This window comes from Streptomyces sp. NPDC001604 (assembly GCF_042893475.1).
In the GTDB taxonomy this organism is placed as follows: domain Bacteria; phylum Actinomycetota; class Actinomycetes; order Streptomycetales; family Streptomycetaceae; genus Streptomyces.
Genome location: NZ_JBIAUY010000002.1, coordinates 514,075 through 526,188 on the forward strand (window position 1 = coordinate 514,075; position 12,114 = coordinate 526,188).

Annotated in this window: 10 protein-coding genes; 2 read left to right on the forward strand and 8 right to left on the reverse strand. The window is 71.6% G+C overall.

All coding sequences use genetic code 11. From position 1 onward, the window contains the following. Window positions 1–10: 10 nt before the first annotated feature. The 3 genes from ACFY1E_RS07585 to ACFY1E_RS07595 all read right to left on the reverse strand — a co-directional run bounded on the left by ACFY1E_RS07585 (window position 11) and on the right by ACFY1E_RS07595 (window position 4,070). Window positions 11–988: an alpha-ketoacid dehydrogenase subunit beta gene (locus tag ACFY1E_RS07585; protein WP_389072623.1), complete on the reverse strand. Its 978-nt coding sequence runs from the start codon at window positions 986–988 to the stop codon at window positions 11–13. A gap of 1 nt (window position 989) precedes the next feature. Continuing rightward, window positions 990–2,168, reverse strand: a complete 1,179-nt coding sequence (pdhA, locus tag ACFY1E_RS07590; protein ID WP_389072625.1) for a pyruvate dehydrogenase (acetyl-transferring) E1 component subunit alpha — start codon at window positions 2,166–2,168, stop codon at window positions 990–992. A gap of 330 nt (window positions 2,169–2,498) precedes the next feature. Continuing rightward, a complete protein-coding gene (locus ACFY1E_RS07595; protein ID WP_389072627.1) occupies window positions 2,499–4,070 on the reverse strand; it encodes a protein kinase in 1,572 nt (523 codons plus the stop codon). A 334-nt stretch (window positions 4,071–4,404) separates the two neighbouring features. Here ACFY1E_RS07595 and ACFY1E_RS07600 point away from each other — a divergent pair, with 334 nt between their 5' ends. After that, on the forward strand, window positions 4,405–6,042 hold the full coding sequence (locus tag ACFY1E_RS07600; RefSeq protein ID WP_389072630.1) for a protein kinase: 1,638 nt from the start codon (window positions 4,405–4,407) through the stop codon (window positions 6,040–6,042). 125 nt (window positions 6,043–6,167) lie between these two features. Here the strand turns inward: ACFY1E_RS07600 and ACFY1E_RS07605 are convergent, their stop codons facing one another. Then, window positions 6,168–6,704, reverse strand: a complete 537-nt coding sequence (locus ACFY1E_RS07605; RefSeq protein ID WP_389072631.1) for a bacterial proteasome activator family protein — start codon at window positions 6,702–6,704, stop codon at window positions 6,168–6,170. 459 nt (window positions 6,705–7,163) lie between these two features. On the opposite strand from ACFY1E_RS07605, the gene ACFY1E_RS07610 reads away from it, so the two are divergent. Beyond that, window positions 7,164–7,568, forward strand: coding sequence for a hypothetical protein (locus tag ACFY1E_RS07610; protein WP_389072634.1), 405 nt, complete (start codon window positions 7,164–7,166; stop codon window positions 7,566–7,568). Between the two features lie 44 nt (window positions 7,569–7,612). On the opposite strand, the gene ACFY1E_RS07615 is transcribed toward ACFY1E_RS07610, so the two are convergent. From ACFY1E_RS07615 to ACFY1E_RS07630, 4 genes are all read right to left on the reverse strand, one after another. Further along, on the reverse strand, window positions 7,613–8,593 hold the full coding sequence (locus tag ACFY1E_RS07615; protein WP_389072636.1) for an NAD(P)H-quinone oxidoreductase: 981 nt from the start codon (window positions 8,591–8,593) through the stop codon (window positions 7,613–7,615). An 87-nt stretch (window positions 8,594–8,680) separates the two neighbouring features. Next, window positions 8,681–9,778: a potassium channel family protein gene (locus ACFY1E_RS07620; protein ID WP_389072639.1), complete on the reverse strand. Its 1,098-nt coding sequence runs from the start codon at window positions 9,776–9,778 to the stop codon at window positions 8,681–8,683. Continuing rightward, the gene (locus tag ACFY1E_RS07625; RefSeq protein WP_389072641.1) at window positions 9,775–11,157 is read right to left on the reverse strand and encodes a molybdopterin molybdotransferase MoeA; all 1,383 of its coding nucleotides are present in this window, start codon (window positions 11,155–11,157) and stop codon (window positions 9,775–9,777) included. The genes ACFY1E_RS07620 and ACFY1E_RS07625 overlap by 4 nt, the downstream gene beginning before the upstream one ends. Beyond that, window positions 11,154–12,104 (reverse strand): NTP transferase domain-containing protein, encoded by a 951-nt coding sequence (locus ACFY1E_RS07630; protein ID WP_389072643.1) that lies wholly within the window; start codon window positions 12,102–12,104, stop codon window positions 11,154–11,156. The genes ACFY1E_RS07625 and ACFY1E_RS07630 overlap by 4 nt, the downstream gene beginning before the upstream one ends. Between the last annotated feature and the right edge of the window lie 10 nt (window positions 12,105–12,114).

Genomic DNA, 12,114 nt, shown 5'->3' on the forward strand with positions numbered 1-12,114 from the left:
GACCCTCTCCTCAGTACGCCAGGGCGCGGTCGACGGCGTCGAGCACCCGGTCCAGGCCCGGCAGGTACTCCTCCTCCAGGCGGGCCGGCGGGTACGGGGCGTGGTAGCCGCCGACCCTGAGGACCGGTGCCTCCAGGTGGTAGAAGCAGCGCTCCGTGATGCGGGCGGCGATCTCCGCGCCCGTGCCGAGGAACACCGGCGCCTCGTGGACGACGACCAGACGGCGCGTCTTCTCCACGGACGTCTGGATCGAGTCGAAGTCCAGCGGGGACATCGAGCGCAGGTCCAGGACCTCGAGGGACTTGCCCTCCTCGGCGGCCGCGGCGGCGGCCTCCAGGCAGAGCTTCACCATCGGGCCGTACGCGGCGAGGGTCAGGTCCGTGCCCTCGCGGACGACCTGTGCCTTGTGCAGCGGGCCGGGGATGGCCTCGGTGTTGACCTCGGCCTTGTCCCAGTAGCGCCGCTTGGGCTCGAAGAAGATCACCGGGTCGTCGCTCTGGATGGCCTGCTGCATCATCCAGTAGGCGTCCGACGCGTTCGCGGGGCTGACCACCTTCAGGCCGGCCACGTGCGCGAAGAGCGCCTCGGGGGACTCGGAGTGGTGTTCCACCGCGCCGATGCCGCCGCCGTAGGGGATGCGGACGACGACGGGGAGCTTGACCTTGCCGAGCGAGCGCGCGTGCATCTTCGCGAGCTGCGTGACGATCTGGTCGTAGGCGGGGAAGACGAAGCCGTCGAACTGGATCTCCACGACCGGGCGGTAGCCGCGCAGGGCCAGACCGATGGCCGTGCCGACGATTCCGGACTCGGCGAGCGGGGTGTCGATGACCCGGCTCTCGCCGAAGTCCTTCTGCAGGCCGTCCGTCACCCGGAAGACACCGCCGAGCTTGCCGACGTCCTCGCCCATGATCAGGACCTTGGGGTCGGATTCCAGGGCGCGGCGCAGCGACTCGTTGATCGCCTTGGCGAGAGCCATCTTCTCGGCCATCTCAGTTGCCCCCCTCATCCGCGAACGACGCCTGGTAGGCGGCGAACTGGGCCCGCTCCTCGTCGACGAGCGCATGCCCGTCCGCGTACACGTTCTCGAAGATCGCGAAGTGGTCCGGGTCCGGCATGGCGCGGACCGCCTCGCGCACTCGTTTGCCCAACGCCTCGCTCTCGGCCTCGAGTTCCGCGAAGAATCCCTCGTCCGCGTGGTTCGATGCCTCCAGGTACCGGCGAAGGCGCAGGATCGGGTCCTTCGCCTCCCAGGCCTCGCGCTCCTCGTCGGCCCGGTACTTCGTCGGGTCGTCGGAGGTGGTGTGGGCGCCCATGCGGTACGTGTACGCCTCGACGAGGGTGGGTCCCTCACCGCGGCGGGCGCGCTCCAGGGCCCACTTCGTCACCGCGAGGCAGGCCAGCACGTCGTTGCCGTCGACCCGGACGCCGGGGAAGCCGAAGCCCTGCGCACGCTGGTAGAGCGGGACGCGGGTCTGCCTCTCGGTCGGCTCGGAGATCGCCCACTGGTTGTTCTGGCAGAAGAACACCACGGGGGCGTTGTAGACCGCGGAGAAGGTGAAGGACTCGGCCACGTCGCCCTGGCTGGAGGCGCCGTCGCCGAAGTAGGCGATCACCGCGCTGTCCGCGCCGTCCTTGGCCACGCCCATCGCATAGCCCGTGGCGTGCAGCGTCTGGGAGCCGATGACGATCGTGTACAGGTGGAAGTTGTTGCTGTTGGGGTCCCAGCCGCCGTTGTTCACACCGCGGAACATGCCCAGCAGGTTGGCCGGGTCGACCCCGCGGCACCAGGCGACGCCGTGCTCGCGGTAGGTCGGGAAGACGTAGTCGTCCTCGCGGGTGGCCCGGCCCGAGCCGATCTGGGCGGCCTCCTGGCCGAGCAGCGAGGCCCACAGGCCCAGCTCGCCCTGGCGCTGCAGGGACGTGGCCTCGGCGTCGAAGCGGCGGGTGAGCACCATGTCGCGGTACAGGCCGCGGAGCTCATCGGGGGTGATGCCGGCGACGTACTCGTCGTACTCGGCGTTCTTGACGCGCTCGCCCTCGGGCGTCAGCAGCTGTACGAGCTCGGGGTCGGTGCTCGGCGATTTCCTTGCGGTGGTCGTCTTGCCGGCCGTGCTCTTGGTACCGGCGCTGCGTCGCGGCTTGCGCGCGGCAGTGCTCTCCACGGTCACGTGTGCTCCTCCGTCGGTCCGGCATCCCGGGTTCGCCGGGATGCCAGTGCGGCTCGCCTGAAGCCCTACGGACGCACAGGGTGGGTGCGGCCCGGTCGGGGACAGGCGTGACAGGTGCCCCGGCGAGCGCCCTGCAAAAGGCACGTTACCCAGTGCTCCACATTTCTGTGAAACCCCTCCTGACCTGCGATTTTGCTTGGATTTCCAAGTAAATCGCGAAAGTCGGGAACATCTCCTGGTCACAGCCTTGCAGGGGGCCGGAACAACGGCACGTTATCCCGGTGACCCACGTCACGGGAAGACTTCACCTCGGGCGAGCCCGGGCGGCGGTCAGCCGCCGAGACCCGACGTGTCCCCTGTCGGGCCGCCGGCACCCGTCCCCGGGTCCGTCGGCTGGTCCGTCGGACCGCTCGACGGGGTCGGGTCGTCCGTCGGGTCCTCAGTGGTCGGCTGGTCCGTCGGCTGGGTGCTCGGCCGGCTGCTGGGAGTGTGGGACGGGGTGTACGACGGCGTGTACGACGGCGTGTAGTTCCCGGTCCCGGAGCTCGTGCCGGTGCCGTTGTCCGTGGACGTGTCCGTCGGCTGGTCGGTGGGCTCGTCGGTCGGGGACTCGGTGGCCGTGTCGTCCTTGGTGGACTGCGAGGTGGTCGGCGACTGGGTGGTGCCGTCGCCGCCCTTGCCGTTGCCGGTGTTGTGCAGCGCCAGCGCCACGCCCGCCGCGATGGCGATGATCGCGAACACCGCGAGGATCCACAGCTTGCCGCGGCCGCTGCCCTTGTTGCCGTGTCCCTCGAAGCCGCCGTCGTCCCCGCCGCCGTAGCCGGCGGGCAGGATCGGCTGCGGGATCTGCGTCGTACCGGAGGAGCCGCCGGGGTGCGGCAGCACCGCCGTGCCGGCGAAGCCCGCCGCCGGGGTGTGCCGGCCCTCGTGCACGGCGACCGGGCCGGTGTTCCAGGTGCCGGTGTGCCCGCCCTGGTCGTACAGCATCTGCAGCCCGTACTGGACGAGGCCGCGCATCTCCTCGGCGGTCTGGAAGCGGTCGTCCGGCTCCTTGGCCAGCGAGCGCATGACGAGGCCGTCGAGCTCCGGCGGCACGCTGTCGGAGACCTCGGACGGCGGCGTCGGGATGTCCTGGACGTGCTGGTAGACCACCGACAGCGGGGTCTCACCCGTGAACGGGGGCCGCAGCGCGAGGAGTTCGTAGAGGAGGCAGCCCGTCGCATACAGGTCGGAGCGGTGGTCGACGGCCTTGCCGAGCGCCTGCTCGGGGGAGAGGTACTGCGGCGTGCCCATGACCATGCCGGTCTGCGTCATCGTCGACTGCGCGCCGTGCAGGGCACGGGCGATGCCGAAGTCCATCACCTTCACCGCGCCGGTGTGCGTGATGATCACGTTCGCCGGCTTGATGTCGCGGTGCACGATGCCGTGCTGGTGCGAGTAGGCGAGCGCCTCCAGCACACCGGAGACGATGATCAGGGCCTGCTCGGGCCCGGGCGCCTCGGCGTTGATCAGCAGGTCGCGGATGGTGCGGCCCTCGACGATCTCCATCACGATGTACGGCACCGAGTGGCCGCCCACATAGTCCTCGCCGGAGTCGTACACGGCGACGATCGCGTGGTGGTTGAGGCCGGCCACCGACTGGGCCTCGCGCGTGAAGCGGGCCTTGGAGACCGGGTCCTCGGCGAGGTCGGCCCGGAGCAGCTTGACCGCGACGGTGCGCCCGAGGCGCACGTCCTCCGCGGCGAAAACCTCCGCCATGCCGCCCCGGCCGAGTCTGTGGGTCAGCCGGTACCGGCCGTCCCCGACCAATCCGCCGTTCCCCCACATTTCCGGCGCATCTGACATACCGCCGCCAGTCGCCTCGGGGTCGGACGGGCCCTGGGCGCGCTGCTGCTGTGCCATCAGTCCTCGCCGTCGTTTCTGCCCGCGGTGCGCGCGGTGTTGTTACGGTCTCCGTCGGCCACGCTACAGCCTCAACGCAAGCCGCCGGACCGAGAAGGGGGCCGGAACCGGCACAGGACGGACCGGCCATCAAACCGTCACTCCGTCAGTGCGTGCAAGTTCTGTGTACCGCCCGTACAGCCTCTGTAACGCTCCCGCGACGCTTCTATCGCGTACGGTCACGGATCGGGCACCGAGCTTGACGTGTCAGTGCCCTGGGGCAGACTTGGCCGGGAATAGCACTTTGGATCATCGGCAGTCAACGGCGCCGCAAGGCCCACGGGGGAAGCGGAACATGAGCCAGGACGGCGCACAGGGCCGGTATGCGGGGCGGGCGCTCGCCGGCGGCCGCTATCAACTGCGCGACCTGCTCGGCGAGGGCGGCATGGCCTCCGTGCACCTGGCCTACGACTCCGTGCTCGACCGCCAGGTCGCGATCAAGACGCTGCACACCGAGCTCGGCCGCGAGCAGGCCTTCCGCGAGCGCTTCCGCCGCGAGGCCCAGGCCGTGGCCAAGCTCACGCACACCAACATCGTCTCGGTCTTCGACACCGGCGAGGACAGCCTGGACGGCATGACCACGCCGTACATCGTGATGGAGTACGTCGAGGGCCGCCCGCTGGGCTCGGTGCTCGACGAGGACGTACGGCAGTTCGGCGCGATGCCCGCCGACAAGGCGCTGAAGATCACCGCGGACGTTCTCGCGGCGCTGGAGATCAGTCACGAGATGGGCCTGGTCCACCGGGACATCAAGCCGGGCAACGTGATGGTCACCAAGCGCGGCGTCGTCAAGGTGATGGACTTCGGCATCGCGCGCGCCATGCAGTCCGGTGTGACGTCCATGACACAGACCGGCATGGTGGTCGGCACCCCGCAGTACCTGTCGCCCGAGCAGGCGCTGGGGCGGGGCGTGGACGCCCGGTCCGATCTCTACTCGGTCGGCATCATGCTGTTCCAACTGGTCACCGGGCGGCTGCCGTTCGAGGCGGACTCACCGCTGGCGATCGCGTACGCGCATGTGCAGGAGGAGCCGGTGACTCCTTCGTCGATCAACCGGGCGCTGCCTCCCGCGGTGGACGCGCTGGTGGCCCGCGCGCTGAAGAAGAACCCGAACGAGCGTTTCCCGAGCTCCGAGGCGATGCGCGACGAGTGCCTGCGGGTGGCCGCGTCCGTGCAGGCCGCCCCGCCGAGCATCGTGCCGGGCACCCGCCCCCAGAGCGGCTCCGGTGTCGGCTCCGCGGTGTTCCCGCCGGTCCCGCAGGCGCCCCAGGCCCCGCCGGGCCCCGTGCAGACGCCGTACCAGGCGCCCCAGCCGCCGACCCCGAACCCGAATCCGTACGGCGCTCCGACGCCGCCTCCTTCTCCGGCGTACGGCTATCCGCAGCAGGGCGGCTACCGGACGCCGTCCCCGTACGGACAGCCGCAGACCCCGCCGCCGTACAACCTCACGCCCCAGCAGCGGCCCTCCGGGCCTCCGGGGGGCGGAAAGAACAACAAGTCGGTGGTCATCGGCACGATCGTCGTCTCGATCATCGCCGTCGGCGGTCTGATCGCGGCCCTGGCGCTCAACGGCGGTGGGGGCGGAGGCGGCGGCGAGAGCGGCGGCGGCAGCAGCCCGGACCCCACGGCGACGCACGCGGCGGACTGGCGCGGGCCTGACACCACCAAGGTGATCGACTCGACGGAGTGCACGGAGCCGCAGGAGTCGTACACCGACGAGAACAAGATCCGGGTGCCCGACTTCCGGTTCAAGTACATCGACTCGGTCAAGGAGTGCGCGAAGGCCGCCGGCTGGTCGCTGGTGGTCAACGACTACGACGAGAACACGTTCGGCGAGGGCGCGGTGATCGACCAGTCCCCCGAGGCCGGCACGGACGTCGACCCGGACAAGGTCGAGATCACGCTCGACGTCTCGACGGGCAACCCGTCCTGATCCCGGGCCTGCAGACGCTCGCATGACGAAGGGCCCGGCGGCTTCGGCTGCCGGGCCCTTTCGCCCTCGTCGCTACAGGTCGCCCATTGCTACAGGTAGCCCATTGCTACAGGTAGCCCATTCGACTACAGGTACGGCCCGCCCGAGCGGCCGGCCGTGGGTCCGTCCTCGCTCATCTCGTGGCCGACGCCCGGCGGCAGCGCGCGCCGCATCTGCTCCAACTGGGCTCGCGCGGCCATCTGCTGGGCGAACAGCGTGGTCTGGATGCCGTGGAAGAGGCCCTCCAGCCAGCCCACCAACTGGGCCTGCGCGATGCGCAGTTCGGCGTCACTGGGCGTGCCGTCGTCCGTGAAGGGCAGCGAGAGCCGCTCCAGCTCCTCGACCAGCTCCGGCGCCAGCCCGTCCTCCAGCTCCTTCACCGAGCTTCGGTGGATCTCCTTGAGCCGGGCCCGGCTCGCCTCGTCCAGGGGAGCGGCGCGCACCTCCTCCAGGAGCTGCTTGATCATGCTGCCGATCCGCATCACCTTGGCCGGCTGCTCGACCTGCTCCGTCACCGGGATCTCGCGGGAGTCCTCGTCCCCTCCGCCGATCGCCATGCCGTCCTGGCCCACGACCAGGATCTGGGGGTTCTCCGGTGACCTGTCGTTCCTCGGCATCTCCATGCCGCCATTCTCTCGCACGTGTGCATCTCACCACCGTGGTGCCCCCTGTGGAGGGTGATCCACCGTTTACGGTGCGGGAGTTTCCGTCACTGCGCGTGGCTCTCCGCCCTCAGCCGCGGCAGCCCGGCCTCGGTGGGGGTCCTTGCCCGGGCCGTCTTCGAGGAGCGTCGGCAGCCCGTGACGAATCGACATACCCGGATTGTGCAGCGGGTTCGGTTTTTTGGCGGAACCCGGAATGCCGGAATCAGTGGTGAATGTGACGCTTGGGGCGTGAATCCATGGTTGCGTGCTTTGCAGGGGGCCGGACTCGTGGTGGGGGTGGGGGCGGGCGTACTGGTGTTTCCTCATGCGGGTGGTGCGTCCTACGGGGCTGTTGTGTCCTACGGCGGTGTGGCGACACACGGGAGCGTGCCCACGCACGGGGCGGTGTCGGCGCACGGGACTCACGACGCCGGCCGCATGGCTGCTGAGGGAGCCCCTGCGGCTGCTTCCCGAACTTCCTCCCCGTCTGCCTCCGCCTCCTCCACCGCCTCCCCGGAGCCGTCCCGGGCCGGGAGCCGGGCGGGTGAGGGCCGGGAGCGGCCGGGGCGACGGGAGACAGCGGACGAGTCTGCGGCCGCCCCGTCGGACGAGGGGGACGACGAATCGTCCCAGGAGGAGGCCGACGCGGGGCAGACCGCCTCGGCGTCGCCGCCCGCGGAGGCGGGCCTGGTGCCCTCCAAGCCCGCACAGCGCACCGGCGCCCGAGCCGCCGAGCAGCCCACCGAGCCCGTCCTGCGCATCCTGCCCCTGGGCAGCGGTCTGGTGCTGATCGGCCTCGGCCTGGGCCTCGCCTTCATCGGCCTGCGGATGCGGCGGGCGTAGAGCCTTGTCTCCTGGATGACGACGGGCCCGGGCGAGGCCGGAACTCAGGGCACGACCAGCAGCACCTTGCCCACGTGACCGCTCTCCTCGACGACCCGGTGGGCCGTCGCCGCGTCGTCCATCGGGATCTCGCGGTCGACGACGGGGCGGACGTGGCCGGCGTCGAGCAGGGGCCAGACATGCTCGCGCACGGCCGCGACGATCGCCGCCTTCTCGGTGAGCGGACGGGCCCGCAGCGAGGTGGCGCTGACGGCGGCCCGCTTGCTCAGGAGCGTGGCGATGTTCAGTTCGCCCTTGATGCCGCCCTGCATGCCGATGATCGCGAGACGGCCGTTGACGGCGAGGGTCTGGACGTTGCGGTCCAGGTACTTGGCGCCCATGTTGTCGAGGATGACGTCGGCGCCCGCGCCGTCCGTGGCCTTCTTGACCTCGGCGACGAAGTCCTGCTCCCGGTAGTTGATCAGGATGTCGGCGCCCAGTGCGGCGCACTGCTGCAGCTTCTCCTCGGTGCCCGCCGTGACGGCGACCTTGGCGCCGACGGCCTTCGCGAGCTGGATCGCCATGGTGCCGATGCCACTGGAGCCGCCGTGCACGAGCAGCGTCTCGCCGGGGCGCAGGTGGGCGACCATGAAGACGTTGGACCAGACCGTGCAGACCACCTCGGGCAGCGCGGCCGCCTGCTTGATGTCGATGCCCTTGGGGACGGGCAGCAGCTGTCCGGCCGGGACCGCGACCTTCTCGGCGTAGCCGCCGCCCGCGAGCAGCGCGCACACCTCGTCGCCGACCGCCCAGCCGGAGACTCCGGGACCGAGCGCGGCGATCCGGCCGGAGCACTCCAGACCGGGGTGGGGGGACGCGCCGGGCGGCGGGTCGTAGAAGCCCTGCCGCTGCAGGATGTCGGCGCGGTTGACGGCGCCGGCCACCACCTCGACCAGGACCTCGCCCTCGCCGGCCACCGGATCCGGGACCTCGTCCCACACCAGCGCCTCGGGCCCACCAGGTTCGGGAATCGTGATCGCATGCATGAAGGGGACGCTACTCCCTGGCGTCGGCGGTGCGCGGAGGTGCCGGTCTTCGGGGTGGTCACGAGGGGGCGCCGTACCCCGGGGTGATCACTCCGGGCGCAGGGGCCGGACGTCGGGTGCGACCTGTGCGCCCGGCGACGCCCGCACGATGGTGATCAGCCGGTCCGTCAACTGCAGTGTCCCGACGGCCGGATCGTCGTATCCGAGCACCCGGTGCCCGCGTACGACGCTCACCACCAGGTCCTCGGTCTGCCGCGGTGTCCTGCCCACCTCGGCCTTCACGACCGGCCGCTCGATCATGTCGAGCCCGCTGCCCTGCTGGATGAGGTCCTCCATGACCATGGCGGCCGCCGGGCTGAGCACGGACAGGCCGAGCAGACGGCCGGCGGCGCTGGCGCTGGTGATGACCGCGTCGGCGCCGGACTGCTGGAGCAGCGGCGCGTTCTCCTCCTCGCGCACCGCGGTCACGATCTTCGCCCCCCGGTTGAGCTGCCGGGCCGTCAGCGTGACGAGGACGGCCGTGTCGTCGCGCTGGGTGGCGATGATGATCTGCCGCGCCCGGTGCACCTCGGCCCGCTTCAGCACGTCGCTGCGCGTCGCGTCGCCGACCACACCGACATAACCCTCGGCCGTCGCCGCCTCGATCACCTCGGAGCTGGGGTCGACCACGACGACCTGCTCCTTCTTCAGTCCTGTCGCACACACGGTCTGGATCGCCGAGCGCCCCTTCGTCCCGAAGCCGACGACGACGGTGTGGTCGCGCAAGGTGGACCTCCAGCGGTTCAGTCGCCATTCCTCCCGGGTGCGTTCGGTGAGGACTTCGAGCGTGGTGCCGACCAGGATGATCAGGAAGAGCACGCGCAGTGGCGTGATGACGAAGATGTTGGTGAACCGGGCGGCGTCGCTGACCGGGGTGATGTCGCCGTACCCGGTGGTGGAGAGGGTGACGGTCGCGTAGTAGAAGGCGTCGAGCAGGTCGACCGCGCGGTCGGAGTTGTCGTTGTAGCCGTCGTGGTCGGCGTAGACGATCAGGGCGGTCGCGACCAGGACCGCCAGGGCCAGTAACAGTCGTTTGGCGACCTGGCGGATCGGCCGTTCGACGACCTTCCTGGGCAGTCTCACCCGATGGGTCACGAGATGTTCGTCCGCTTGGCGGGCGATCGCGTCATGGCCCGGAAGTTTCACGTGAAACACACCCCGATTCCGGCGGACGCCCAGGGCAGGTCGAGGAGTTCCAGCTCCTGACCCGGGCGGGCGCCGCCCGGTGGTACGACGGCGAGGGCGTCGGCCGCGGCGATGCCGCGCAGCATGGCGGGACCGTTGTAGTGCAGCGGTACGGCGCTGTCGCCGCGCAGCACGACGGGGATGAGCCGGGTGTCGTACGGATGCCCGTGGACCCCGTCCTGGAGCGGCAGGGCGTACGGCTCCGGGGCGGGGTGTGCGGCGAGTGTGCGCAGCAGGGGTTCGGCAAGGGTGAGCAGGCCGGACACGGCGGCGAGGGGGTTGCCGGGCAGGCCGACGAGGTGCTGGTTCTCCTTGGTGCGGGCCAGCAGCATGGGGTGGCCGGGCCGCACCTTCACGCCGTCCACGAGGAGTTCGGCGCCGATGCGCTCCAGGGTCGGGTGGACGTGGTCGACGGGGCCGGAGGCGGTGCCGCCGGTGGTGACGATCAGGTCGGCCTCGGAGCCCGTGACGGCCTTGCGCAGGGCCTTTGCATCGTCGCCGAGCCTTCGTACGGAGGTCACCTCGGCTCCCAGCGCGCGCAGCCAGGGCGGCAGCATCGGTCCGAGGGCGTCCCGGATCAGGCCGTCGTGCGGCCGTCCCTCGGTGAGCAGCTCGTCGCCCAGGACGAGGACCTCGACGCGGGGGCGGGGGACGGCGGTGAGGGTGTCGTAGCCGGCGGCCGCGGCGAGGCCGAGGACGGCGGGGGTCACCAGGGCGCCGACGGGCAGGAGCTGGTCACCGGTGCGGCACTCCTGGCCGCGGGGGCGGATGTCCTGGCCGTGCTGCACCTCCCGGGTGGCGTGCAGGCGGCCCTTGTCGTCGGTGCGGCCGTGTTCGCTGCGAATCACGGCGGTGGTGTCCGGGGGGATGCGGGCGCCGGTGGCGATACGGACGGCTTCGCCGTCGGTGAGGGCTTCGGGCGCGGCGTGCCCGGCCAGGACGCCCTCGTCCCGTACGTCCCAGGGACCGGGTCCCGCGACCGCCCAGCCGTCCATCGCCGAGGTGTCGAAGGAGGGCAGGTCGGTGAGGGCGGTGAGGGGGGCGGCCAGGGTGAGGCCGAGGGCGGCTTCGAGGGGGACCGAGACGAGGGGGCGGCGGGCGCCGGACCGGGCGGCGCGGGCGGCGATCGCCCGGGCCTCGGGCCAGGGGGTGGCCCGGTGGTGGGCGTCGGGCTTGTGCGGCGCGGCGGGGTCGGCAGCCTGCGGGGCGGGCGCGGGTACGGAGTCGCCGGGGGTGCGGTGGTCGGGGGTGCGGTGGTCGGGTTCCTTCACCAGGGCGAGCACCTCCTCGACGTCGAGGTCCTCGACGTCCTCGCCGGGCCGGGTGGAGCGGGCGATCATCCGGCGTCCGGGCGGGTGTCGGGGGTGGAATCGGGAGCGACGTCGGGCTCGGCGCCCGCGGCCTTGTCCGTCTCGTCGGCCTCCTCGGCCCAGCGCAGGGCGAGGGCCTCGGCCTTGCGGGCGGCTGCGGCGACGGCTTCGGGGCCGCCGCCGGCCTGGGCGGCTGCGTAGCCGACGAGGAAGGTGGTCAGCGGTGCCGCGGGCCTGGCCACCCCGTGGGCGGCGTCGCGGGCGAGGTCGAGCAGGACACCGGTGTCGACGTCGAGGTCGATGCCGAGCTCGTCCTTGGCTGCGGAAATCCATTCATCCAACACGTGCCCATGCTCCCTGATGCGTGCCCTGGCGGTGGCGATGTCGTCCCAGGTGTCGCAGTCGAAGGAGGCGACGGGGTCCGGGACGCGGGTGAGGTGGAGGGCGGCGGTCAGCCGACGCAGCGGCAGGCCGGTGAGGCTCCCGTGCTCGGTGGCGAGCGTGGCCAGTTCGCGGCGCAGCGCGTGCGTGCGGTAGGCGGCCACGAGGGGCTGGTCGCGGCCGTCGGCGTCGGTGAGAAGGACGCCTTCGGTGCCGCTGGCGTGCAGTGCGCTCAGCAGTCGTCGCACGGTGCCCGCCCCGAGGAACGGCAGGTCGGCGGAGAGGACCACGGTCTGCTCTGCGGTGGTGTGGTGCAGCCCGGCGCCGAGCGCGGCGAGGGGTCCCCCGCCGGGTGGGTCCTCGCGGGCCCACAGCACCGGCCGGGCGGTGGGCCTGGAGCCGGCGACGACGACGGTCGTGCGGGCGTCGGCGCAGGCGGTGAGCACCCGGTCGAGCAGTGCCCGGCCGCCGATGTGCACGCCGGGCTTGTCGGCGCCGCCGAGCCGCCGGGCGGCGCCCCCGGCGAGCACGACGGCGTCGTACGCGTCGTGTGCCGGGGTGGCGCCGCGGTCGCCGGTGGGCTCGTGCGAGGTCATCCCCCGAGTA